This is a genomic window from Williamsia sp. M5A3_1d, assembly GCF_053345315.1.
Genome location: NZ_JBKEZX010000001.1, coordinates 860968 through 885198, shown reverse-complemented (window position 1 = coordinate 885198; position 24231 = coordinate 860968). Strand labels below are relative to the sequence as shown.

The 24231-nt window shown below is 68.4% G+C and carries 18 protein-coding genes; 9 read left to right on the top strand and 9 right to left on the bottom strand.

Translation table 11 applies throughout. The annotated features are described in order from the left end of the window. Positions 1–38: 38 nt before the first annotated feature. Positions 39–1379 (top strand): MFS transporter, encoded by a 1341-nt coding sequence (locus tag ACLBW1_RS04165; protein WP_447810255.1) that lies wholly within the window; start codon positions 39–41, stop codon positions 1377–1379. Positions 1380–1387: 8 nt separating this feature from the next. Beyond that, positions 1388–1819 carry an SRPBCC family protein gene (locus ACLBW1_RS04160; RefSeq protein WP_447810253.1) on the top strand — a complete coding sequence of 144 codons (432 nt, stop codon included), beginning with the start codon at positions 1388–1390 and terminating at the stop codon, positions 1817–1819. 97 nt (positions 1820–1916) lie between these two features. Here the strand turns inward: ACLBW1_RS04160 and ACLBW1_RS04155 are convergent, their stop codons facing one another. The 3 genes from ACLBW1_RS04155 to ACLBW1_RS04145 form a co-directional block, all read right to left on the bottom strand. Next, entirely contained in the window at positions 1917–3152 is a 1236-nt protein-coding gene (locus ACLBW1_RS04155; protein WP_447810252.1) for a PE-PPE domain-containing protein, read from the bottom strand. Positions 3153–3306: 154 nt separating this feature from the next. Next, entirely contained in the window at positions 3307–5028 is a 1722-nt protein-coding gene (locus ACLBW1_RS04150) for a cellulase family glycosylhydrolase (protein ID WP_447810251.1), read from the bottom strand. A gap of 652 nt (positions 5029–5680) precedes the next feature. Continuing rightward, complete coding sequence (locus tag ACLBW1_RS04145; RefSeq protein ID WP_447811138.1) at positions 5681–6271, bottom strand: nucleotidyltransferase family protein; 591 nt, start codon at positions 6269–6271, stop codon at positions 5681–5683. 171 nt (positions 6272–6442) lie between these two features. Between ACLBW1_RS04145 and ACLBW1_RS04140 the strand changes: the two genes are divergently transcribed. Genes ACLBW1_RS04140 through pucL form a run of 4 tightly spaced genes read left to right on the top strand, consistent with a single transcriptional unit; the run spans position 6443 to position 10185 of the window. Continuing rightward, positions 6443–8422 (top strand): solute carrier family 23 protein, encoded by a 1980-nt coding sequence (locus tag ACLBW1_RS04140; RefSeq protein WP_447810249.1) that lies wholly within the window; start codon positions 6443–6445, stop codon positions 8420–8422. A gap of 2 nt (positions 8423–8424) precedes the next feature. Next, positions 8425–8946, top strand: a complete 522-nt coding sequence (gene uraD / locus ACLBW1_RS04135) for a 2-oxo-4-hydroxy-4-carboxy-5-ureidoimidazoline decarboxylase (protein WP_447810248.1) — start codon at positions 8425–8427, stop codon at positions 8944–8946. Beyond that, complete coding sequence (uraH, locus tag ACLBW1_RS04130) at positions 8943–9266, top strand: hydroxyisourate hydrolase (protein WP_447810247.1); 324 nt, start codon at positions 8943–8945, stop codon at positions 9264–9266. The genes uraD and uraH overlap by 4 nt, the downstream gene beginning before the upstream one ends. A 10-nt stretch (positions 9267–9276) precedes the next feature. Beyond that, positions 9277–10185: a factor-independent urate hydroxylase gene (gene pucL / locus ACLBW1_RS04125; protein ID WP_447810246.1), complete on the top strand. Its 909-nt coding sequence runs from the start codon at positions 9277–9279 to the stop codon at positions 10183–10185. 140 nt (positions 10186–10325) lie between these two features. On the opposite strand, the gene ACLBW1_RS04120 is transcribed toward pucL, so the two are convergent. Beyond that, complete coding sequence (locus ACLBW1_RS04120) at positions 10326–11696, bottom strand: guanine deaminase (protein ID WP_447811137.1); 1371 nt, start codon at positions 11694–11696, stop codon at positions 10326–10328. A gap of 67 nt (positions 11697–11763) precedes the next feature. Here ACLBW1_RS04120 and ACLBW1_RS04115 point away from each other — a divergent pair, with 67 nt between their 5' ends. Genes ACLBW1_RS04115 through ACLBW1_RS04105 form a run of 3 tightly spaced genes read left to right on the top strand, consistent with a single transcriptional unit; the run spans position 11764 to position 16614 of the window. Beyond that, complete coding sequence (locus ACLBW1_RS04115) at positions 11764–13143, top strand: 8-oxoguanine deaminase (protein ID WP_447810245.1); 1380 nt, start codon at positions 11764–11766, stop codon at positions 13141–13143. 7 nt (positions 13144–13150) lie between these two features. Next, positions 13151–13960 (top strand): FAD binding domain-containing protein, encoded by an 810-nt coding sequence (locus ACLBW1_RS04110; RefSeq protein WP_447811136.1) that lies wholly within the window; start codon positions 13151–13153, stop codon positions 13958–13960. After that, the gene (locus ACLBW1_RS04105) at positions 13957–16614 is read left to right on the top strand and encodes a molybdopterin-dependent oxidoreductase (protein ID WP_447810243.1); all 2658 of its coding nucleotides are present in this window, start codon (positions 13957–13959) and stop codon (positions 16612–16614) included. The genes ACLBW1_RS04110 and ACLBW1_RS04105 overlap by 4 nt, the downstream gene beginning before the upstream one ends. A 126-nt stretch (positions 16615–16740) precedes the next feature. On the opposite strand, the gene ACLBW1_RS04100 is transcribed toward ACLBW1_RS04105, so the two are convergent. From ACLBW1_RS04100 to ACLBW1_RS04080, 5 genes are all read right to left on the bottom strand, one after another. Next, positions 16741–17295, bottom strand: a complete 555-nt coding sequence (locus ACLBW1_RS04100; RefSeq protein WP_447810241.1) for an HdeD family acid-resistance protein — start codon at positions 17293–17295, stop codon at positions 16741–16743. Positions 17296–17490: 195 nt separating this feature from the next. Beyond that, positions 17491–20895: a pyruvate carboxylase gene (locus ACLBW1_RS04095; protein ID WP_447810239.1), complete on the bottom strand. Its 3405-nt coding sequence runs from the start codon at positions 20893–20895 to the stop codon at positions 17491–17493. A 9-nt stretch (positions 20896–20904) separates the two neighbouring features. Then, positions 20905–21789 (bottom strand): aldo/keto reductase, encoded by an 885-nt coding sequence (locus ACLBW1_RS04090; protein WP_447810238.1) that lies wholly within the window; start codon positions 21787–21789, stop codon positions 20905–20907. Between the two features lie 19 nt (positions 21790–21808). Next, positions 21809–22549, bottom strand: coding sequence for a response regulator (locus ACLBW1_RS04085; protein WP_447810237.1), 741 nt, complete (start codon positions 22547–22549; stop codon positions 21809–21811). Continuing rightward, complete coding sequence (locus ACLBW1_RS04080) at positions 22546–24186, bottom strand: sensor histidine kinase (RefSeq protein ID WP_447810235.1); 1641 nt, start codon at positions 24184–24186, stop codon at positions 22546–22548. Before ACLBW1_RS04080 ends, ACLBW1_RS04085 begins: the two co-directional genes overlap by 4 nt. Positions 24187–24231: the final 45 nt, after the last annotated feature.

Sequence of the window (24231 nt, the reverse complement as noted above, 5' to 3'; positions counted from 1 at the left end):
CAATGGCGCGGCCGCCGGCCATGGCGCATATTTGTCCGATGACAGTGACTTCTCGTCGGTCGACCGCATCCGGCCGACCCCGCCTGCACCGGGCGTGGATCGTCGCCGGGGTCAGCTTCGTCGCGATCCTGGGCGCAGCGGGTTTCCGCGCGGTCCCCAGCGTGATGATGGACCCGCTACACATGGAGTTCGGCTGGTCGCACGCCACCGTGGGTGCCGCGATGTCGGTGAACATGATGCTGTTCGGCCTCACCGCGCCGTTCTCGGCGGCCCTGATGGATCGTCTCGGTGTGCGCCCGGTCCTCACCGGCGCACTCGTGCTGATCGCGACCGGTACCGGAATCGGCACGCTGATGACCGCGAGTTGGCAGATGCTGCTGCTGTGGGGCGTGCTGGTCGGTCTCGGTACCGGGTCGATCTCGATGGGCTTCGTCGCGACGGTGTCCACACGATGGTTCGTCGAGAAGCGTGGACTGGTCACCGGCATCCTCACCGCCGCGAGTGCCACCGGCCAGCTGATCTTCCTGCCGGTGGTCGCCGCGGCCACCGACCGCTTCGGGTGGCGATGGGCGTCGCTGATCGTCACCGGCGCCGCACTCGCCGTCGTCCCGCTGGTGCTGGTGTTCATCCGCGATCGACCGGGTGACGTCGGACTGCGTCCCCTCGGGGCGAGTGCTGACGTGGCGCCTGCCCCACTCGCGGCGGGAAGCTTCTCCGCCGCGTTCGGCGGTCTGCTGCGGGGTGCGCGTGTCCCGGTGTTCTGGCTCCTGGCAGGTAGTTTCGCGATCTGCGGCATGACCACCAACGGACTCATCGGGACGCATTTCATCCCCGCCGCGAACGACCACGGCATGCCCACCACCGTCGCCGCCGGTCTGTTGGCGACCATCGGCATCTTCGACGTCGCGGGCACCGTCTTCTCGGGCTGGCTCACCGATCGCGTACGGCCGCAGGTGCTGCTCGTCGTCTACTACGTGGGCCGCGGGGTGTCGCTGATGCTGCTGCCGGCACTGCTGTCGCCGCACGCCGAACCGAGCACCTGGGTCTTCATCATCTTCTACGGACTCGACTGGGTCGCCACGGTGCCGCCGACCATCGCGATCTGCCGGGCGTATTTCGGCGAGGCCACGCCCGTGGTGTTCGGCTGGATCTTCGCCGCACACCAGATCGGCGCTGCCGTCGCAGCATTCGGCGCCGGCGCGATCCGCGACGCCCACGGCGACTACGACCCCGCGTTCTGGGTGGCCGCCGGGTTGTGTGTGGTCGCCGCGGCCCTGTGCCTCGCGATCCGCATGCCGACCGACGACTCCCCCGGTCACGACGACGCCACGAAGCCAGGTCCGCCGAAAGCTATGTATCGCTCTACGTTGTCACGTTAGGGTGACGCATGGTCAGTGGACACAGCAGTATCGACATAGCAGCCCCGATTCCCGAGATCCTCGACGCGATAGCCGATCTCGAGTCCTATCCCTCATGGTCTCCGATCCACAAGGAGGTCGAGGTCCTCGAGCGCGACGACGACGGACGCCCCGCCAAGGCGCGGATGACGGTGTCGTTGATGGGTATCAACGACGAGCAGGTGCTCGCCTACACGTGGTCGGACACCGGGGTCAGCTGGGATCTCGTGGAGGGCACCCAGCAGAAAGCGCAGCACGCCGAGTACTCGCTCACCGAGTCCGGTGACGAGACGCATGTCGAGTTCGAGATGAGTCTCGACCCGAAGATCCCGGTGCCCGGATTCCTCATGAAGAAGGGCAAGAAGACCATCATCGACATGGCCACCAACAGCCTCAAGGAGCAGGTGGCGGCACGGTCCTGACCGTCCCCCGCGCCCGGTGAGCGGGCACGGTCGCACAACGCATCGACCCGGTCCGAGAACAGTTCTCGGGCCGGGTCGATGTCGTTGGTGAGCGCTGTCAGGCGGCCGGCGCGACCGTCCGCGTGCTCGACGACTCGTCGGTCGTGTCGGCCGTCGTCGACGGGTCGGCGCCGGGTGTCCCCGACGTGGACGGAGCCGAGGCATCCGGGCTGGTGGTGCTCGATCCCGACGTCGACGTGCTCGCTCCGGAGGTCTTCGTGGTGGTCGTCGAACGCTCGGACGTGGAGGACGGCGAGGTGGAGGTGGTCGTGCTGGGGGTCGTGGCGGTCTCGTCCTCCGACTCCGGCGGCGTGGCCTTCTTCGCCTTCGCAGCCGTCGACGTGGTGGTCGAGGACGTGGGCGTCTCCGACACCGACGCCACCTGGCGCGCCGCGGTCACGGTGGCGACCTGCGGCACCGTACGGTCGTAGGCCTTCTCGATCTCCGAGCGCAGGAAGCTGTCGAGTCCGGTCAGCAGCTGCGGCGGGATGCCGAGCCCGTAGAGCCCCGCGAGCAGCGGCAACGAACTCTTGAGCGTGACGTACCGGGTGTTGCCGTCGGTGTAGTCGCTGACGATATTGTCAGGGTTCGACGGGTCTGCACCGTCGTAGAAGCCGTGCAGGGTCACGATCCCGATCACCGCGTTGACCACCGCGAGCAGGTTGCGGGTGTCGTTCGGGAAGTCGGCGTACCCGTCGTACTGCCAGGCGATGTCGGTGACCTGGTACGCAGAGGGCGAACTCTCACCGTCGAAGGTGATGCCGAACGGGAACGGGATCTGCGTTCCGGCGAACCGGCCGAGCAGACCGCCGTTGGGGCGGTTCGGGTTTCCGAACACCAGGAAGCCGACCCTGTCGGCATTCGGGGAGCCCTCAGCCGTCAGCTTGCGGACCAGCTTGGTGACCACGTTCGCGCTCGAGGAGTAGCCGACGATCACGATCTGGCCCTCGGCGTCCTTCTCGAGGGTGTCGGTCAGAGCTGCGGTGATCTTCGCCAGGCCGTCGGCCTGAGAATCGTCGTAGGTCTTGCCGCCGAACAGCAGGGACACACCTCCCGACGTCGCCGTCCACGGGACCTTGGTGAACGTGTAGCCCGGATACGCGGAATCCGGTTCACCGGAGAAGTAACCGCTGAGCTTTTTGTCCATGTCGGCGCCACTGCCGTTGTCGTTGCCACCCATGACCAACAGGGTGTTGGCGCCGGCGGATGCGCCGAGCACCGTCTGCAGCGCGAGGAGAACTGTCGCGGCCAGGGCGACGAGCGCCAGTCCGACTGTCCGTACGAGTCGCTTCATCGTTCCCCCACCATCGGCCCACGCCACGACATCAACGATGCATCGCGACGGATCGAATATGTCACAACCCGGGCCTGCTCACGTACGTATGAGCAGGCCCGGGTCGTGAAAGCGGTCGATCAGGCGACAGCGTCGCCTCAGGACGCGGCGTCGGTCACGGCGCGGGGGTCGTGGTGGCCACCTTTCCGGAGGTCGACGAGGGCGTCGTCGTGGCCGTCGACTTCGGTGCCGTCGACGTCGCGCTCGTCGAGGGCGTGGTCGTCGAAGGCGTGGTCGCCGGGGCCGTGGTCGTCGTCCCGGTGACCGACGACGTGGTCGACGGTGCGGGGTTCTTCGACGAGGTGGCCGGAGGCGCCGACGTCGTGGTCGCCGTGGTGGTCGGCGACACCGCTGCCTTCTGCGCCGTGGTCGCCACGGTCGAGGGGCTGACCGCAACGGTCGTGCTCGACGGGGTGGTACCCGCCGGTGCGGTCGACGACGACGGGGTGCTCGACGAGGACGTCGCGGTCGTGGTCGGCGTCGTCGTGGAGGCGATCGCCACCGTGTTGGCCGAGGCGGCGGCCACGGTGGTCGCCGGTGCTGCGGCCACGGTCGCGGTCGGCGGCGCGAACGCGGCGGCGAAAGCCGCTGCGAGCGCCTGCAGCCACTGCTGCAGTGCGGCACTCAGCGCGGCCGCGAGGGCGTCGACCGGGTTCGCCGGCGGCGTGACCACCGGGGGCGTGACGACCGGAGGCGTGGTCGGGTGCGCGGCGATCCAGTCCTTCACGACCTGGGCGGCGGGCTTCAGGGTCCAGTCGTCGCGGTAGAGGCCGAAGGTCGCCTCACCGTCGGTGGTGTTCGACGACGACCGGTCGACGGTGGTGTAGAGGTAGGCCTTGCCTGCGTACGACAGCGAGTTCCAGGCGTCGAGGAAGTCCTTGATGTAGCTGGCCTGCTGGGCCTCGGCGACCGGCATGCTCGGGTTGATGGTGCCGGTGGGCAGGCCGTACTCGGTCGCCCAGATCTTCTTCGCCGCATCACCGTTGCCGACCATGAGTGCGCGGATGGCGTCGAGCTGGTTGAGCGGCGACTGCCAGAGGTTCGCACCCTGGGAGAACGGGGTCGTGTACTGGTAGGGGTGGAACGACAGGGCGTCGAAGTAGCCCGCGGCACCCGCGGCGTACATCTGCGTGACGAAATCGACCGGGTTGAGCGTGAAGTCGCCCCACGAGATCACCGAACCGACGACGCCACCGATCACGGACGCGTTCTTGTCGGCGGCCTTGACCGCGGTGTAGCCGGCCTTGAGCATCTGTGTGTACAGCGCCGCATTCGGCTTGGGTCCGAAGGCGGACCCGGCGTTCGGCTCGTTCCACACCTCGTAGGACGCGACCTGGCCGGAGTAGCGCTTGGCGAGCACCGACATGAAGTCGCCGTAGTCGGAGATGTTGGCCGGCGGCGCGTAGTAGTCACCGAACCAGGTCGTCGGCCGGGCCCACGCGGGCGTGGTCGTGACGACACCGAGGATGGTCATGCCCCGAGCCCTGGCGGCGTTGACCATGTTGTCGATGGACGACCAGTTGTACTGCCCGTCCGAGGTCTCGGTCGTTCCCCAGGGGATGACGATGCGAACGTCGTTGACGCCCAGCGCTTTCATCTGGTCGAGGGATTTCGCGACCTTGGCGGGATCCTGCGCCACGAGGTACAGGTCGGAGTCGGAGATGCCGACCGTGGTCGACACCTGCTTGATGGCCGCGACCTCGATGCTCGAGTAGTGGGTCTCCGATTTCGCGAGGAACGCCACCGAGGTGAAGGCGCACACCATGGCGGCGAGCACGACCAGAACCGTGAGTTCCAGCCGGGACATCCGGACCGAGGAGAGAATTCGACGTCGCACTGTGTTCTCCGTTCATCGACGTCGGACAGGGCTGATCGCCGCGTCCGGATTCCCCCCGGTGCGTTGTTCAGGTGATAAAAAGCGCACGGATCATCGGAAGAACCCTCGACATCTCGTCATGAACGAGTGAGCCGAACGGTTGCCCCGTGAACCGTTGGAAAAGGTGGGTCAGCGTGCGTGAAGAGCCGCGCCTGCGATCGTGCTGCCGCTATTTCGACTCGATAACGCTCGCTGTGGAGAATCGTAACCACAAATTCCATAAGTCGGCAAACAATGGCGAAATTCGCCCAGAGTTCCATGAATTACCCGGGTGTGATCCGTGCGGGTCGTCCAGCACTGGTCAGCGCGCTGAACTGCAGTGAAACCCGACATCGACGGCCTTCCCGGTGGTCGAGCACGAGTCCGCGATCGCTTACGCGGCCACCGTTCGACCGCATTCGACAATGCTTGTCGGCCCATCTCCAGAGTCCTCGGACCGCAATACAACTGAACGGTTGAGGCCATTGTTGATCTTTTGCTCAACCCAAATTTTCGTTACACAAACCGTTACACAATTCATTACAGACTGGAATGTAATTGCAGAATCGATGCCGCGCGATTCAGTGAGCCGCGGTGCGGATTCCCGCTTCGTGATGCGACGACAGGTGATCGATCACCGATCGACGTCGCGCCCATCGGAGAGATCTCCACATTCGACGTCGACGACATCACCGCGAGCGGCGAGGAATGCGCCGGCGCCCCGGTCGCCGGCGAGGGAGGCGCGCACCGACGCCAGATGGTGCGCGCCGAGGTAGACGGGGTGGCCGGGCCGCCCGCCGAACACCGCCCGCGCCAGCGCCCCCGGATCGCGTCGCGAGGCGGCGAGCACGCGCTGCACGTGGTCGGCCCGTGTGTCCGGGGTGTCAACAACGAGTAACACCACGCCGGCGTGCGCACCCTCGGCGACGGCGGCGTCGAGCCCCGCGCGCACCGACGCCGACAACCCGTCGGCCCAGTCGTCGACCACCACGGGCACGGCCGGGCTCGGCACGTCGACCACCGCCGCACCCAGGGTCACCACCACGCGATCGCAGCCCCCGCCGACCAGCGCGTCGACTGCGCCTTCAAGCCATCGCCCCTGGGCAGCAAGCACTTTCGGGCCGCCGAAGCGCGCGCCGCCGCCGGCGGCGAGCACCACACCGACGACCCGTCGCCCGTCAAGACGACGACCCTCGTGTGCGGTCACGACGCCTCCGCGCGGCATCGCCGGCAGTGCGGCACCGACGGTCGTGGAGAAGGCCCGCGGCGAGTTAACACGCGGGTCGTCATGCCGACCCATTGTGCCGCCCACCGCGCGCGACCGCGGTGTTCGGTCCATCCTGATCCTCAGCCACGGTGACGTCAGGGGTGCGTCACGAGATCGGGAGGTGCGGCCATGAGCAGATCCGGTGCCGACACGAAGACGGCCACACGCAACAAACGCGTGCACCCGGTCGATCAGGTGCCCCCCGCGGGCAAACTGTTCACCCTCGGACTGCAGCACGTCATCGCGTTCTACGCGGGCGCCGTGCTGGTGCCGCTGCTGATCGCCAACGCGATCGATCTCGACGGCGAGGCACTCACCATGCTGATCACCGCCGACCTCTTCACCTGCGGCATCGCGTCGCTGCTGCAGGCGGTCGGGATCTGGAAGATCGGCGTCCGGCTCCCACTGTTGCAGGGCATCACCTTCGCGACCCTCGCACCGGTCATCAAGATCGCCAACGACAACGGCGGCGGTCGAGTCGGACTGCTCACCGTCTACGGCGCGGTGATCTCGGCAGGCGTCTTCACGTTCCTCATCGCGCCGTTCTTCGCCCGACTCATCCGCTTCTTCCCGCCGGTGGTGACCGGGACGCTCATCACCATCATCGGCATCTGCCTCATCCCGGTCGGCGCCGGCGACGCCACGCGCGACCCGGCGAGCCACAACCCCGACCCCGGCAACGGTCGGTGGCTGCTCTATGCGATCGGCACCATCGTGATCATCGTGCTGATGCAGCGGTTCTTCCGCGGGTTCTGGGCGACGATCTCGATCCTGCTGGGCCTCGGCGTGGGCACCGTCATCGCGTGGGGTGTGGGCGACACGAACTTCGACAAGGTCGGCGAGGCGAGTTGGATCGGCTTCACCAACCCGTTCGCCTTCGGCTGGCCGCGGTTCGATGTGATCGCGATCGTCTCGATGATCGTGGTGCTGCTTGTGGTGGCCGTCGAGTCGACGGGCTCGGTCTTCGCGACCGGCGAGATCGTCGGCAAGCGGATCCGCAAGGAGGACATCGCCGCGACCGTGCGCGCCGACGGTCTGGCCACCATCATCGGCGGCTCGTTCAACTCGTTCCCCTACACCGCGTTCTCGGAGAACGTCGGACTGGTACGACTGACCGGGGTGAAGAGTCGCTGGGTGGTCGCCGCCGCGGGCGGCATCATGATCGTGCTCGGCGTGCTGCCCAAGACGGCCAAGATCGTCGAGTCGATCCCGTCGCCGGTCCTCGGTGGTGCGGCGCTGATCATGTTCGCGACGGTGGCGATCGTCGGCATCCAGACGCTGACTACCGTCGACTTCACCGACCACCGCAACCTCATCATCGCGAGCACCTCGGTCGCCATGGGCCTCTACGTCCAGTTCTCGCAGGCCGCGGCGCCGGCGACGGTGCTCGAGAAGGGCGAGGTGGTCAACGTGCCCGCCCTGCCCGGTGTCGACGAGGCGGTGCCCGGTCTGCTGCAGATCCCGTTCAGCACGGGCATCACCATGGGTGCGATCACCGCGATCCTGCTCAATCTCCTGTTCTTCCACACCGGCAGTCGTGGTCCCGCCGTCGCCGGACGCGGATCGATCCGCCTGGCCGAGGTCAACGAGATGACCATCGAACAGTTCCGGTCGACGTTCGGCGGGGTGGTCCAGGGGGCGGGCTGGGTGGTCGACCGCGCCTACGCACAGCGTCCGTTCGAGACGGTCAACGAACTGCGCGCCTCGTTCCAGGAGGCCATGCTGACCGGCAGCGACGACGAGCAGTTGGCGCTCATCAACGCGTTCCCCGATCTCGGTGCCGAGGACGAGTCGGGCGATCCGATGGCCGTCGACCACACGGGGCTGTCGCATCTCGACGAATCCGACCACGCGGACGTGGTCGCGCTGGCAGGCGCCTATCGTGAGCAGTTCGGCTTCCCGCTCGTCATCTTCGCCCGCGAGGCCGAACGGTACGAGAGGGTGCTGCGGAACGGATGGACACGCATGGACAACTCGCCGGCCGGCGAACGCGCCTTCGCGCTGATCGAGATCGCGAAGATCGCCAACCGTCGCTTCGACGACCTCGTGGCCGACGCCAACCCCATCGCCACCGCCCGGTTCAGTCGGTTCGACGAACTGGTGCGCTGAGGATGCGTCGACCCAACTGGCGTGGGATCGACAGCTTCAACGAGCTCACACAGGCACAGGCGGTGCACTCGCTCTACGAGTGCTGCTCGTCGCGCATCTGGGCGATCCGGGTGGCGGCCGCCCGTCCGTTCCCGGATGCCGAGAGCCTCCTCGACGAGGCCGACCTCATCCTCGCCGAACTCACCGACACCGACCTCGACGAGGCCCTCGAGGGCCATCCGCGTATCGGTGAGCGGTCGACGAGTGTGGCGTCGACCCGCGAGCAGTCCGGGGTCGTCGGTGCCGACGCCGACGTTCTCGAGGACCTTCGTGCATCCAACGCCGAGTACGAGAACCGTTTCGGTCACGTCTATCTCGTGTTCGCCGACGGCCGTCCGGCCGAGGTACTGCTCGACATCCTGCGGCAGCGACTGTGCAACGATCCCGAGACCGAACGACGCGTGATGCGCGGGGAACTCGCCAAGATCAACCGGAGTCGACTGACGAGGATGCTGAGCCCGGTGTCGGAGAGCAGCCTGTCGTGAGCACGCTGAGCACCCACGTCCTCGACGCGGTCCGCGGCCTGCCCGCAGCGGGTGTCGCGGTGACCCTCACCGATGCCGAAGGGAACGAGATCGCCTCGGGCGTCACCGATTCCGACGGACGCATCGCCACCCTCGCCGACGACCTCGACGCCGGTGTGTACCGGATCGCGTTCGACACCGGCGCGTGGTTCGCCGCCGAGGGGGTCGACGGCTTCTACCCCGAGATCGTCATCTGCTTCACCATCGCCGACACCGCCCGGCATCACCACGTGCCGGTGCTGGTGAGCCCGTACGCATATTCGACCTACCGCGGCAGCTGAGAGGGACACCATGGGAATCCGCCTGGGCGAGAACCAGTACGGGAAGGCCGAGAACCGTGTGGTGCGGATCTATCGCGACACACCGCGCCACGAGATCGTCGACATCAACGTGGGCACCGCCCTGCGTGGGGATTTCACCGCCGCACATACCGTCGGCGACCAGGGCTCGGTGCTGCCCACCGACACCCAGAAACAGACCTGCTACGCCTTCGCCAAGGAGAAGGGCATCGCGACGATCGAGCAGTACGCACTCGATCTCGGCCGCCACTTCGTCGACGAGAACGACCCGGTGCATGGTGCCCGGATCGAGGTCGAACGGTACGGCTGGGATCGCGCGACCGTCGACGGCGCCGAGCACGACCACACCTGGGTGCGCAGCGGAACAGAGGTGCGCACCGCCGACATCACCCTGGAGGGCAAGGGATCCGATCAGCGGACGTGGGTGATCGGCGGTCTGAAAGACCTCACGATCCTCAAATCGACCGGGTCGGAGTTCCACGGCTTCCCCACCGATCGCTACACGATCCTCGAACCGACCACCGACCGCGTGATGGCGACGTCGCTCGTCGCCAAGTGGCGGTTCACCACCACCGATGTCGACTGGGACGCGGTGTACGACGACGTGAAACAGCTGATGGTCGCGGCGTTCGCGAACCTGCAGTCCCTGGCGCTGCAGCAGACGCTGTACGCCATGGGGACCGCTGTCCTCGAAGCGCACCCGGAGGTCGCCGAGGTGCGCCTGTCGGCGCCGAACAAGCACCACTTCGTCTACGACCTGGGGCGTTTCGGCATCGAGAACCACAACGAGGTGTTCCACGCCGACGACCGCCCCTATGGCCTCATCCAGGCGTCGGTGATCCGCGACGACGCCCCCGACGCCGGACCCGCCTGGACCATGCAGCGCGGCTGGCTCGCCTGAGCTCGACTCCCCCGCCGCCCCCACACTGCCTGACCCCACCCCGCCAGTTGGGCCGTCGTTCCCGCCAGTTGGGCCGTCGTTTCCGCCAGTTGGGCCATCGTTCCCGCCAGTTGGGCACGTGACCACCGCAGTCGGGCACCTCAGGCGACGACGCGGCGGCCGCGGACGTACACCTCGGAGATCGCCGGTTCGCGAACACCCATCATCAGGGCGAACAGCGTTTGCGCGGTAGCGATCTCGGTGTCGTCGGCGCGGATCCCGTGCTCGAGCGACAACGCCAGGGGCTCCCACCGCTGCGGGTCGATGACAACGAAGTCGGCGTCCTTGCCGGCGTCGAGGTTGCCGAAGGTGTCCTCGCGGTCGAGCGCCCGCGCCCCCGCCAGGGTCGCGCTGAACAGCAGCTCGGCAGGGTGCAACGACACCCCCGCGTCCCCCGGCTCCGACATGTGGACCCCGAAACAGTCCGACGCCACCTGAGGGATCAGCCATTCGTCGCCTGCGCCGATGTCGGTGCCGAGCGCGACCGTCACCCCCGCCGCGATGGTGCGACGCCACGGCATCGTGCCCGACCCCAGGAACAGTTGCGAGGTGGGGCAGTGCGCGATCGAGGTCCCGGTCTGGGCCATGCGTGCCAGTTCGGTGTCGGTGCAGTGCACGGCGTGCGCGAGGATGCTGCGGCGTCCGAGCAACGACGAACCCCCGCGGGCCGAACCCGGCAGGAACCGGCCGTCGTAGGTGTCGAGGTAGCTGTCGGTGCCGTAGGCGGCCTTGGTGGCGTCGACCTCGCCGGTGCCGGGGCGGGCGTTCTCGTTGAGGTGCGAGTGGAAGTAGACGCCGCGGTCGCGGACGTCGTCGTAGAGCTCACCGAGCGCCACGAAGGTGTCGGGTGTGACCGACAGCGAGAACCGTGGAATCAGAGCCACATCCACCAGATCACGACCGTGCCAGCGGTCGATCTCCCCGACACTGAGTTCGATGGCTGTGTCGATGTCGGTGACGAGATCGGCGGCCGCGGCACTCCCCACCGTCTGGATCCCCCTCCCCGACACCATGCGCAGACCGACCCGCTCGGTCTCGGTGAACAACGCCTCCTGCGCGGCGGGGAATGCCGATCCGAACACCATCGCCGCCGTCGTCCCCGCGGCGATCCGACGACGGCAGAAGTCACCGGCTGCGCGCTCGGCGTATACCGGATCCCGATAGCGGGCCTCGGCCGGGAAGATGCAGTTCTCCAGCCACTCGAGCAGTTGGCCGCCTCCGTATGCGTCGGTGGCGTAGGTCTGCGGGAAGTGGATGTGGGTGTCGACGAAACCCGGCACGATGAAGCCGCCGCGGTGATCGACGATTCGCCACTGCCGTTGCGGCTCAGGCAGATCGGCGAAGCCACCCGAGTACACGATGCGCCCGTCGGCCCCGACCGCGAGTGCGCCGTCGGGCACGGACACGAGGTGCTCGCGCGCGGCCTCGATCGTCGGCGCACCGCCGATGTGGAACAGGTGCGCCCGGTGGATCACGCCGGGTTCGGTTCGCATGAGTATCCATCCTGCCCCGAGAACGCATCGGAAGTACGGTGAGCAGATGGACCCGTCCGGTGCTCCGACCGTCATCTCCCACGCCCACGTGGTGACGATGGACGCCGCGGATCGCGAGTGGACCGACGCGACGGTGGTGCTGCGCGACAACCGGATCGTGGCCGTCGGCGACAGCGGTCAGGTCGACGCGACGACGTGGCCCGACGCCGTGCACGTCGACGGCCGCGGCTGCGTGCTCACCCCCGGCCTGGTGAACACCCACCACCACCTCTATCAGTGGATCACCCGGGGTCTGGCCGCCGATCACACACTGTTCGAATGGCTCACCACGCTGTATCCGGTGTGGGCCGGTATCGATGCCGCGGGCGTGAACGCCGCCGCACGTGGCGCATTGGGGGTCCTCGCATCCTCGGGGTGCACCACCTCCACCGACCATCATTACGTGTTCCCGACCGGCGCCGGGGACCTCCTCGCGGCCGAGATCGAGGCGTCGGCCGAGGTGGGGCTGCGCTTCCATCCCACGCGGGGGTCGATGGATCTCGGTCGGCGCGACGGCGGACTCCCGCCCGACGAGGTGGTCGAGTCGATCGACGAGATCCTCACCGCGAGCGCGGATGCCGTTTCGCGCTGGCACGACCCGTCCCCGGGATCGATGCTGCGCATCGGCCTCGCGCCCTGCTCGCCGTTCTCCGTGACGTCGGATCTGCTCGTGGCCTCGGCGGCACTCGCGCGCGAGCTGGGGGTACGCCTGCACACCCATCTCGCCGAGACCGACGACGAGACCACCTTCTGCGCCGAGCGTTTCGGCTGCACACCGCTGCAGTACATGGGTGAGCTGGGTTGGCTGGGCGACGACGTGTGGTTCGCCCACGGGGTGCACTTCACCGACGACGCGATCGCCGACCTCGCCCGTACCGGGACGGCGATCGCACACTGCCCCACCTCGAACGCGCGGCTCGGCGCCGGTGTCGCCCGCACACGCGACCTCCTGGCGGCCGGTGTGCCCGTGGGGCTCGGTGTGGACGGTGCGGCGTCGAACGAGTCGTGTCGGATGCTCGAGGAGGCCCACATGGCGGTGATGATGGCCCGGGCCACCGGTGGACCCACCGCACTCACCACCCGCCAGTCACTACGCCTGGCCACCATGGGCGGGGCGCGGGTGCTCGGACGCGACGCAGACGTCGGGTCGATCGAGGTCGGCAAGCTGGCCGATCTGGTGCTGTGGGACCTGACCACCCTGGCGCACAGCGGGATCGACGACCCCGTCGCGGCCCTCGTGCTCGGTGCACAGCCGCCGATCCGCCGGTCCTGGGTCGATGGACGGGTCGTCGTCGACGGCGGGAACTGCGTCACCGTCGACGCCGATGCGGTCGCCCGCGATGTGGCGGTGGCGCACCGACAGCTTCTGGCCAGGGCTGATCGGTGACGGGCTGATGGACCAGCACTGGGTGACCGAGGTCGTCGCGCCCCGCACACGCGCCGACCTCGCCGGGATCGTCGAGAGCGACGGCGTCCTCGCCGGCGGGACCTCGCTGATGAGCGAACCGAATCCGGGGATGACGCGGCTGATCGACCTGACCGTGCTGAACTGGCCCGACCTCATCGCCCGGGATGAGGGTCTCGAGATCGCGGCGACCTGCACCATCGACACCCTCGCCCACGCCGATCTCCCCCGGACATGGACCGCCACACCACTGTTCGAGGCCTCGGCGCGTGCGCTGCTCGCGTCGTACAAGATCTGGTACTCGGCCACCGTGGGCGGGAACGTGTGCCTCGCACTGCCCGCCGGTGCGATGACCGCGATGTGCGCCGCCCTCGACGCGCGCCTGCTCGTGTGGCGTGCCGACGGCACCGACGACCTGCTCACGACGACCGAGGTCGTGGTCGGCAACGCGGAGAACTCCCTCGGCGTGGGGGATGTCCTGCGCTCGATCCATCTACCCGCGGAGACCCTCACGCAGCGAGTGTCGCTACGGAAGGCCTCCTACGCCCACCTCGGGCGCAGCGGGGCGGTGGTGGTGGCCCGCACCGACGGGGAGACGGTCGTCGTGACGGTCACCGCTGCCACGATCGTCCCCGAGGTGGTCACTGTCGCCTCCACCGATCCCGATCGGGTGGCACGCACCGTGCTCGAACGCATCCCGACGGAGCACTTCCACACCGATGCCCACGGCACGGCGACATGGCGCGTTGCGGTCGTCGAGTACCTCGTCGCCCAGGCCGTACGAGACGTGATCGCATGAGGGTGAACGGGATCCACATAGACGACACCCCACGTCCCGGACAGTGTCTGCGCACCTACCTGCGCGAACACGGCAACGTCGAGGTGAAGAAGGGGTGCGACTCCGGTGACTGCGGTGCGTGCTCCGTGGTCGTCGACGGCCGTGTCGCGCACTCCTGCCTCGTCCCGGCCTTCCGCGCCACCGACGCCGAGATCACCACCGTCGCCGGACTCGGCACCGTCGACGATCCCCATCCCCTGCAGGAGAGGTTCGTCGCCGCCGCCGGCTTCCAGTGCGGCTTCTGCACCGCAGGCATGATCGTGACCGCGTCGGCGTTCGAGACCGCCGACATCGACGATCTCGACTCCTCCCTCAAGGGAAACCTCTGTCGCTGCACGGGGTATCGACCGATCCGCACCGCGATCGAGGACGGTGACGACGAGACACGCGACCCGCGGTCCGCACCGGCACCCGCGGGACCCGCTGTCACCACCGGTACCGCGCGCTACACGATGGACGAGATCCCCACCGACGCAGGCCACGTCGCGGTCCTGGGGAGTCCGTACCCGCATGCGGTGATCACGGCGATCGACACCACCCGCGCGCTGGCCCTGCCGGGGGTGCGCGCCGTGCTCACCCACCTCGACGACCCCGGCGTCGCGTTCTCCACCGCTCGGCACCGAGAACGCGTCGACGACCCCGACGACAGCCGCGTGTTCGACACCCGGCTGCGGTTCGTCGGGCAGCGGGTCGCCGCCGTCGTCGCCGACGATCTCGGTACCGCCCGGCGCGCAATCGATCTCGTCGACGTCACCTACGAGGAGCTTCCTGCGGTCTTCGATCCGGTGCAGGCGCTCGCCGAGGGCGCACCGACGGTCCACGGCGACAAGGACGGCCCCGCGTCACGTATCGCCGATCCGACCCGGAATCTCGTCGCCGAACTCCACGGTGGGGTCGGTGACGTCGACGCCGCGGTCGAGTCGGCCCGGGCGTCGGGGGGCGCGGTGGTGCACGGCGTGTGGCAGACCGCGCGAGTGCAACACGCCCATCTCGAGACCCACGGCGCGGTCGGGAGTCTCGACGACGACGGCCGCTACGTCATCCGGTCCAGCTCGCAGGTGCCGTTCCTGGTCCGCGACGAGCTGTGCCACATCTTCGGCCTGCCGTCCGACCGTGTGCGCGTGTACGCGCCGCGAATCGGCGGTGCCTTCGGCGCGAAGCAGGAACTCATCACCGAGGACCTGGTGCTGCTGGCGGTGATCCGCACCGGACGTCCTGTGGTGTACGAGATGTCGCGTACCGATCAGTTCACGATCGCACCGTGTCGTCACCCGATGCGGGTGGAGGTCACCGCCGCGGCCGATGCGTCGGGCACGCTGACCGCGCTCGCGATCGACGTCGTCTCCGACGCCGGAGCGTACGGAAATCACAGTCCCGGTGTGATGTTCCACGGCTGCAGCGAGTCGATGGCCCTCTATCGGTGCACCGCGAAACGTGTCGACGCCCGGTGCGCGTATACCAACAACCTGCCGTCCGGTGCCTTCCGGGGGTACGGCCTGGGCCAGGTGATCTTCGGGATCGAGTCCGCGCTCGACGATCTGGCCCGCGAACTCAGGATCGATCCGTTCGACTTCCGCCGCCGAAACGTGGTGGTGCCCGGCGACGACTTCGTGAGCTGGGAGGTCGAGGAGTCCGACCTCGAGTTCGGCAGCTACGGCCTAGACCAGTGCCTGGATCTCGCCCAGCAGGCACTGGCCGCCGCTGGCGCCGGCGATCCGGCCCGCAACGGCAGTGAGTACGAGGGCGAACCCGAGTGGCGTGTCGGATGCGGGATGGCGCCGGCGATGATCGCCACCATCCCACCGCGTGGCCACTTCGCCGACGTACGTGCCGAACTCACCGCCGACGGACGCTACGTGGTGTCGGTGGGGACGGCGGAGTTCGGCAACGGCACCACCACGGTGCACACCCAGATCGCCGCCGAGGCGCTCGGGGTCCCGCCGGGAACGATCGTCGTACGCCAGGGCGACACCGACGTCGTCGCCTACGACACCGGCGCGTTCGGGTCGGCGGGCACGGTCGTCGCCGGTGCCGCACTGCAGCGCGCATGCGTCGATCTCCGGGCCGCGGTGGTGGCCGCCGGTCACGAGAACGGCGTCGACGCCGACGATCCCGTCGCGATCGGACGCGTGACCGGTGGCCTGTCAGCGGTCGGTCGGCATGAGGGCACGCCGCGGTCGGTCGCCTTCAACGTGCACGCCTTCCGGGTGGCGGTGCACCTGCCCACGGGTCGCGTGCGGATCCTGCAGTCGATCCAGTCCGCCGACGCCGGTGTCGTTCTCAACCCCGCGCAGTGTCGGGGTCAGGTGGAAGGTGGTGCGACACAGGCGATCGGCTCGGCACTGTTCGAACAGATGCTCCTCGACGACGGTGTCGTGACCACGCGCGTGTTCCGGAACTACCACATCCCGCGACTGTCGGATGCACCCGAGACCGAGGTCTATTTCGCCGACACCCACGACCGACTGGGACCGTCGGGCGCGAAATCGATGAGCGAGTCGCCGTACAACCCGGTGGCCCCGGCGTTGGCCAACGCGATCCGCGACGCCATCGGGGTCCGCGTGTACGAACTCCCCATGAACCCAGCCCGCGTGTGGGCTGCCCTGCACCCCTGACCCGCCAGTTGGGCCGTCGTTCCCGCCAGTTGGGCCGCAATTCGCGTCAGTTGGGCACCTAACGACCGCAGTTGGGCCGTCGTTCCCGCCAAATGGGCCGTAGTTCGCGTCCGCTGGGCCCTTGTGTCAGACCTTGCGCGGCAGGGTCAGGAGATTAACGACGCTGACGATGATGAGCAGTATCGCGCCGAAGGTGATGAACGTGCTGATGGCGAGGCCCGGCAGGGTGATCACGACGATGCCGGCGATGATCGAGACGATGCCCGAGAGCACCAGCACCCAGCGCGGCACGTTGTGGGTTCCCGCGCGATCCGACATCAGGTCGTGCACGCCCTGGAAGATCCAGCCGACGCCGATCACGATGGCGAGCAACACGAGCGACTCGGCCGGGTCGAAGAGGCACAGGACGCCCGCGATGAGGATGATCGCGCCCACGACACCGAACACGACACGCAGTCCGGTCGGTAGCCCCCTGGCGGAGAATGCGATCGACAACCGGTAGGCGCCGGTGAGGATCAGCGAGATGCCGAACAGCACCGCCACCACCAGCAGGGTGGGGCCCGGCCACACCAGCGCGATGACGCCGAGCACGATGCCGAGCACCGAGGTCGAGATGAGTCCGGCGCGCACGGCGTTGCGGATCTGGTCGGGGAAGTGTGGCGACGTCGTCGGCGTGGTCATGCGGGCAGCCTATCGCCGCACGGTGCTTAACTGCGGTCGCCACCTGCCCAACTGCGGTCATCACGTGCCCAACTGACGGGAACGATGGCCCAACTGGTGCGAACGACGGCCCAACTGACGGGAACAACGGCCCAACTGGCGCAAACGACGGCCCAACTGACGGAGGGGGTCACACCTCCGTGCGGTCGCCGACCCTCACACCTCCGTGCGGTCTCCGACCGCGACGACGGCGATGAGGTCACCACCCTCGACCTGCGTGACCCCACTGATCGCGACTCGGGTCACCGTGCCGGCGCGTGGGGCGGTGATGGCGGCCTCCATCTTCATCGCCTCGATGGTGGCGATCGTGGCGCCGGCCTCGACGCTGTCGCCGTCGCCGACCACCAGCGTCACCACGCCCGAGAACGGTGCCGCGACGTGCGACGGGTCGGTGCGGTCGGCTTTCTCGAGTGTCGGGACGTCGGCGGTGATGGACCGATCCCGCACCGACACCGGACGCAACTGGCCGTTGAGGATGCACATCACCGTGCGCATACCGGCCTCGTCGGGCTCGGAGATGGCCTCGAGACCGATCAGCAACTCGACTCCGCGCTCCAGCGACACCCGGTGCTCCTCACCCTGGCGCAGACCGTAGAAGAACTGGTTCGCCGAGAGCGACGACGTGTCGCCGTACTGCTCGCGGTGGGCGAGGAACTCCGACGTCGGTCCGGGGAACAGCAGCCGGTTCAGTGTGGCCCGTCGTCCGGTCGAGTCGGCGCCGAGCAGTTGCTGGTCGTGCTCGGAGAGTTCCACCACCGGGCGGGCCTTGCCGCGGCCCTCGAGTGCCCTGGTGCGGAACGGCTCGGGCCACCCACCGGCGGGGGTGCCGAGTTCACCGCGCAGAAAACCGATCACCGAGTCGGGAATGTCGAAGCGCCCCGGGTCGGCGGCGAACTCGTCGACCGACACCCCGGCGCCGACGAGGTGCAGCGCGAGATCGCCGACCACCTTCGACGACGGCGTCACCTTGATGACCCGCCCCAGCAGGCGGTCGGCGTCGGCGTAGGCCGATTCGACGAGTTCGAACTTGTCACCGAGACCCAGTGCGATGGCCTGTTGGCGCAGGTTCGACAACTGCCCACCGGGGATCTCGTGGGTGTACACGCGGCCGGTGGGTGACGGCAGCCCGGATTCGAACGGCGCGTACACCTTCCGCAGCGCCTCCCAGTACGGTTCCAGGTCGCACACCGCTGCCAGGTCCAGCCCGGTGTCGCGGTCGGTGTGCGCCGCGGCGGCCACGATCGCCGACAACGCGGGCTGGCTGGTGGTGCCCGCCATCGCGGCACTCGCGCCGTCGACGGCGTCGGCACCTGCCTGCCACGCCGCAAGGTAGGTCGCGAGTTGTCCGCCGGGGGTGTCGTGGGTGTGTACGTGCACAGGGAGGTCGAAGCGAGATCGCAACGCCGACACCAGCGTCGTCGCCGCCGGTGCCCGCAACAGGCCGGCCATGTCCTTGATCGCCAGGATGTGCGCGCCGGCCTCGACGGCCTGTTCGGCCAGGCGCAGGTAGTAGTCGAGGGTGTAGAGATCTTCGCCCGGATTCGCGAGATCGCCGGTGTAGCTCATGGCGACCTCGGCGACCGCGGTGCCGGTCTCGCGCACAGCGTCGATGGCCGGACGCATCTGCTCGATGTTGTTGAGTGCGTCGAAGATCCGGAAGATGTCGACCCCGGTGGCCGCGGCCTCGGAGACGAACGCCGACGCGACGGTGTCGGGGTACGGGGTGTAGCCCACGGTGTTGCGCCCCCGCAGCAGCATCTGCAGGCAGATGTTCGGCACCGCCTCGCGCAGCGCCGCCAACCGCTCCCAGGGGTCCTCGTGCAGGAACCTCAGCGCCACATCGTAGGTCGCGCCACCCCACGCCTCGATCGACAACAGCTCCGGCGTGAGCCGCGCGACATGGCCTGCGACACCCAACAGCCCGGTGGTGCGCACCCGCGTCGCGAGCAGCGACTGATGGGCGTCACGGAAGGTGGTGTCGGTGACCGCCACCGCCGACTGCTCACGCAGCGCACGGGTGAAACCCTCCGGACCCAATTCGGTCAGCCGCTGTTTGCTGCCCGGGGGCGGCGGGACCGACAGATCGATGTCGGGCAGCTTGTCCTTCGGATACACCGATGAGGGTCGTTCCCCGTGTGGCTTGTTCACCGTCACATCGGCGAGGTAGGTGAGGATCTTCGTCCCGCGGTCACTCGAGGCGTGCGCGGTCAGCAACGACGGACGCTCCTCGATGAACGATGTCGTCACCTTCCCCGCCCGGAAATCCGGGTCGTCGAGGACGCTCTGCAGGAACGGGATGTTCGTCGACACGCCACGGATCCGGAACTCCGCCAGTGCCCGCTGCGCTCGCGCGACCGCACCCTCGAACGTCCGCCCGCGACACGTCAGCTTCACCAGCATCGAGTCGAAGTAGGCCGAGACCTCGGCGCCCAGGGTGGTGCCGCCGTCGAGGCGGATACCCGCACCGCCGGGCGTGCGGTAGGCGGTGATGCGCCCGGTGTCGGGACGGAAGCCGTTGGCCGGGTCCTCGGTGGTGATGCGGCACTGCATCGCCGCACCGCGGATCACCATGTCCTCCTGGCGCAGACCGAGATCGGCCAACGACTCCCCCGCCGCGATCCGCAGCTGCGACTGCACGAGATCGACGTCGGTGATCTCCTCGGTCACCGTGTGCTCGACCTGGATGCGCGGGTTCATCTCGATGAACACATGCCGACCCTCGCGGTCGACGAGGAACTCCACGGTGCCTGCGCACGAGTAGTCGATCTGTTTCGCGAACGCGACGGCATCGGCGCAGATACGTTCGCGCAGAGCGGGATCGATGTTCGGCGCCGGTGCGAGTTCGATGACCTTCTGGTGACGTCGTTGCACCGAACAGTCCCGCTCGAACAGGTGCATCACGTTGCCCTGGGTGTCGGCGAGGATCTGCACCTCGATGTGGCGGGGCTCGATCACCGCCTGCTCGAGGAACACCGTCGCATCGCCGAACGCCGATTCGGCCTCGCGAGCGGCCGCCTCGATGGCCTCCCGCAATGCCCCCGGTTCACTCACGCGGCGCATGCCGCGCCCGCCGCCACCGGCGACGGCCTTCACGAACACGGGGAACGTCATCGACTCCGCGGCGGCGAGCAACTCGTCGACATCGGTCGAGGGTTCCGACGACGACAGCACCGGCAACCCGGCCGCCTTCGCCGCCGCGATCGCCCGCGCCTTGTTGCCCGTCAGCTCCAGGACATCGGCCGAGGGACCCACGAAGGTGATGCCCGCATCCGCGCACGCGCCGGCGAGATCGGGGTTCTCCGAGAGGAATCCGTAGCCGGGATAGATCGCGTCGGCGCCGGTACGCCGGGCCGCGTCGACGATCTCCTCCACGGAGAGATAGGTCCGCACCGGGTGTCCCTCGGTGCCGATCTGATACGACTCGTCGGCCTTCGTCCGGTGCACCGAGTTGCGGTCCTCGAACGGATAGACCGCGACCGTCGCCACCCCGAGTTCATAGGCGGCGCGGAACGCCCGGATCGCGATCTCGCCACGGTTTGCCACCAACACCTTGGAGAACATGGGCGCAGACTATTCCGGTGCGCCGATGTTCATTTCGTCGGGATGCGCACCGACGCGGCCGTTGGGGTCGGCCAGCCGCGAGATCTCCAGGAGGTCGTCGCCGTCGAGATCGAAGTCGAACACGTCGATGTTCTGCGAGATCCGTTCGGCGTGGACCGATTTCGGGATCACGATCAACCCGTTGCTCAGGTGCCACCGGATGATGACCTGTGCGATCGACTTGCCGTACTTCTCCCCGATGGCCGCCAGGATCGGGGCGTCGAGCAAGGTGTTGGGTTTCGACGCCTTACCCCATCCCGAGTTGCTGGTGCCCCCGAGCGGGCTCCACGACTCGACCGCGATGTCGCGGTCGACGGCGAACGCGCGGAGATCGTGCTGCGGCAGATGCGGGTGCAGCTCCACCTGGTCGACCGCGGGCACCGTCTCCCCGTGCCCGCAGATCGTGTCGAGGTGATGCGGCTCGAAGTTGCAGACGCCGATGGCCTTCGCCTTGCCCGATTCGGCGATGGCCTCCATCGCCTCCCAGGTGCGCTTCATCCGGTCACTGTCGAGCAGTGGCCAGTGCACGAGATAGAGGTCGACGTACTCGACGCCGAGCTTGCCCAGGCTGGTGTCGCACGCCGCGATCGCCGACTCGTATCCCTGGTCGGCGTTCCACAGCTTGGTGGTGAGGAACACCTCCTCGCGCGCCACCCCGGACGCCGCGATGCCGCGGCCGACACCCTCTTCGTTGCCGTAGGCGGCGGCGGTGTCGATGTGGCGGTACCCGGCCGAATCGAGCGCGTGGGCGACCGCGTGCTCGGTCTCGTCGTTCTCCGCCTGCCACACACCCAGCCCCAGTTGTGGGATGGATGTACCGGAATTGAGGTCGATCATCGCCACCGAGGGAGTCATGGGTGTCAGGCTAGCGACTTCACTGCGTTCGCGAGCCAGGTCCGCGGACCGGCCAGGTGTAGCGCACCTGCGGGCGTCCCGCGCGGCCGTATTCGGTGGTCCGATCGAGCACCCGGTCGTCGGCAAGACGCTCGAGATACCGCCACGCCGTCACCCTCGACACCCCCGCCGCCGCGGCCACCTCGCCCGCGGTGAGGCCGGTGCCGCTGTCGCGGATGTGTCGTGCGATCTGTTCGGTGGTGTGCGCCGACGCCCCTGCGGGCGCGGCGGCCTTCTCATCGGATCCTCGCAGTACCGCCATCGCGCGATCGACCTCGGCCTGCCCCGCCGCGTCGGTCCCCGCGGGGAGCGCCTCGCGGTATTCGCGATAGCGCTCGAGTTTGTCGCGGAAGGCGGCGAACGTGAACGGCTTGAGCAGGTAGAGCAGCACGCCGTGGGCCACGGCCGATCGCACCACCGACAGGTCACGCTCGGAGGTGATCGCGATGACGTCGGGCTCGGGTCGCTGACCCGACAGCGCCGACGCCAACTCGATGCCGCTGGCGTCGGGGAGCCCGATGTCGAGGAGCACGACGTCGACCGGCTCGCCGTCGGCGGCGCGACCGGCCACGATCCGCAGGGCGGCCTGCGCGGTACCGGCCATCCCGACGACCTCGAAACCGGGGATGCGGCCGACGTACTCCTCGTGCGCCTGGGCGATCAGCGGCTCGTCCTCCACGATGAGAACCGAGATCGGTTGCGCACCATCGGGCGTCGTCACGCGTCGACCGTCTCGTCGCGACCCGCGCCGTCCGCATCCCGCATGTACGGCACCGTCACGGTGATGACCGATCCGTAGGTGACCTCGGCGGTGATGCTGCCACCGTGGCGTTGCACCGTCTGCGACACCAGCGCCAGGCCCAGACCACGTCCGGGATCGACGGCACCCTCGGCCACCGATTTCGTCGAGTACCCCCGCCGTCGCGCGCGCGTGAACTCCTCGGCGTCCATGCCCGGCCCGCTGTCGGCGACGCGGATCAGCAGACCCGAGGCGTCTTCGTGCACGGTCACCTCCACCCACGGGTCGTCGCGATCACAGGCATCGAGTGCATTGTCGATCAGATTGCCGACGACCGTGACCAGTTCGGTGCTGCGCAGCACCGTGTCGATCTCCGACAGACTCGAATCGTCGGTCACGGTGAACTCGATCCCGCGTTCGTTGGCCTGCGCGCTCTTGCCGAGCAGCAGTGCGACGAGCGCGGGTTCGGCGACCGCGGCGGTCAACCGGTCGACGAGGTGTTGGGACAGTTCGAGTTCGGTGGTCGCGAACCGCACCGCTTCGTCGCCGCGGCCCATCTCGACGAGCCCCACCACGGTGTGCAGACGGTTCGCCGATTCGTGTGCCTGACTGCGCAGCGACTCCGCGAACAGTCGCATCGAGTCGAGTTCCCCCATCGCGCCCTGCAGTTCGGTCCGGTCGCGCAGGGTGATCACCGCGCCGGCCGGCGGTCCCGCCGGCGCCGGCGACTCGGTCGATTCGGCGGTGTGACCGTCGCGATCGACGATCGAGCGGTTCACGACCAGCACCCGATCCCCGGCGAGATACAGCTCGTCGCGCAATTCGTCGGCACTGCGGGCGAATTCGGGGAGATCCGCGATCGCGACCGGGCCGTCGCCGAGATCGAGCAGGCGGCGGGCCTCGTCGTTGACGAGGGCGACATGACCGTCGTCGATGACGATCAGCCCCTCCCGGACCGCGTGCAGCACCGCGTCGTGGTGTTCGTACATCACGCGCAACTCCTCGGGTCGCAGCCCACGGGTCTGTCGCAGCAGGCGGCGGCGCACCGCCCAGGTGCCCGCCACCGACAGCAGCAGTGCGATCACCGTGACCACGGCGATGGTGGGCAACTGCCCGAGCCAGCGATCGGCGAGTCCCGACAGCGTGATCCCGGCCGAGACCAGCCCGACGATGCGACCGTCGGAGGCCCGTACGGGGGCGACCGCGCGGATCGAGGGCCCGAGGGTGCCGGTGTAGGTCTCGGTGAACACCCGACCCGCCAGCGCGGGAGCGATGGTGCCGACGAACTTCCCGCCGATGCGCGCCGGATCGGTGTGGGTGAAGCGGGTGCGGTCGGGCGCCATGATCGTGATGAACGCGATATCGGTGTCGGCGCGCACCGCCTCGGTGACCGGCTGCAGGCGCGCGGTGGCCGAACCCGAGGTGATGGCGTCGGCCGTCGAGGCCGAGTCGGCGAGCGCGACGGCGATCGCCACCACCTGGTCGCGGGCCGCGCGTTCGGAGTCGCGGCGGGCGTCGTAGGCGGCCAACGACCCCGCGACGACCACCAGCACCAGGATCGCGACGATCTGCAGGACGAACGCCTGACCAGCGAGAGTGCGCGGGATCCAGCGTTTCACCGACACCCTCTCCTGAACGTAATGAAACTAATGGTGACGCCAGTC

Coding starts and splice junctions, on each gene's coding strand:
- ACLBW1_RS04105 (WP_447810243.1), top strand. CDS start 13,957: ATGAGGGTGAACGGGATCCACATAGACGACACCCCACGTCCCGGACAG.
- ACLBW1_RS04165 (WP_447810255.1), top strand. CDS start 39: ATGACAGTGACTTCTCGTCGGTCGACCGCATCCGGCCGACCCCGCCTG.
- ACLBW1_RS04110 (WP_447811136.1), top strand. CDS start 13,151: ATGGACCAGCACTGGGTGACCGAGGTCGTCGCGCCCCGCACACGCGCC.
- ACLBW1_RS04160 (WP_447810253.1), top strand. CDS start 1,388: ATGGTCAGTGGACACAGCAGTATCGACATAGCAGCCCCGATTCCCGAG.
- ACLBW1_RS04145 (WP_447811138.1), bottom strand. CDS start 6,271: ATGCCGCGCGGAGGCGTCGTGACCGCACACGAGGGTCGTCGTCTTGAC.
- uraD (WP_447810248.1), top strand. CDS start 8,425: ATGCGTCGACCCAACTGGCGTGGGATCGACAGCTTCAACGAGCTCACA.
- ACLBW1_RS04095 (WP_447810239.1), bottom strand. CDS start 20,895: ATGTTCTCCAAGGTGTTGGTGGCAAACCGTGGCGAGATCGCGATCCGG.
- ACLBW1_RS04115 (WP_447810245.1), top strand. CDS start 11,764: ATGGACCCGTCCGGTGCTCCGACCGTCATCTCCCACGCCCACGTGGTG.
- ACLBW1_RS04100 (WP_447810241.1), bottom strand. CDS start 17,295: ATGACCACGCCGACGACGTCGCCACACTTCCCCGACCAGATCCGCAAC.
- pucL (WP_447810246.1), top strand. CDS start 9,277: ATGGGAATCCGCCTGGGCGAGAACCAGTACGGGAAGGCCGAGAACCGT.
- ACLBW1_RS04090 (WP_447810238.1), bottom strand. CDS start 21,789: ATGACTCCCTCGGTGGCGATGATCGACCTCAATTCCGGTACATCCATC.
- ACLBW1_RS04140 (WP_447810249.1), top strand. CDS start 6,443: ATGAGCAGATCCGGTGCCGACACGAAGACGGCCACACGCAACAAACGC.
- ACLBW1_RS04155 (WP_447810252.1), bottom strand. CDS start 3,152: ATGAAGCGACTCGTACGGACAGTCGGACTGGCGCTCGTCGCCCTGGCC.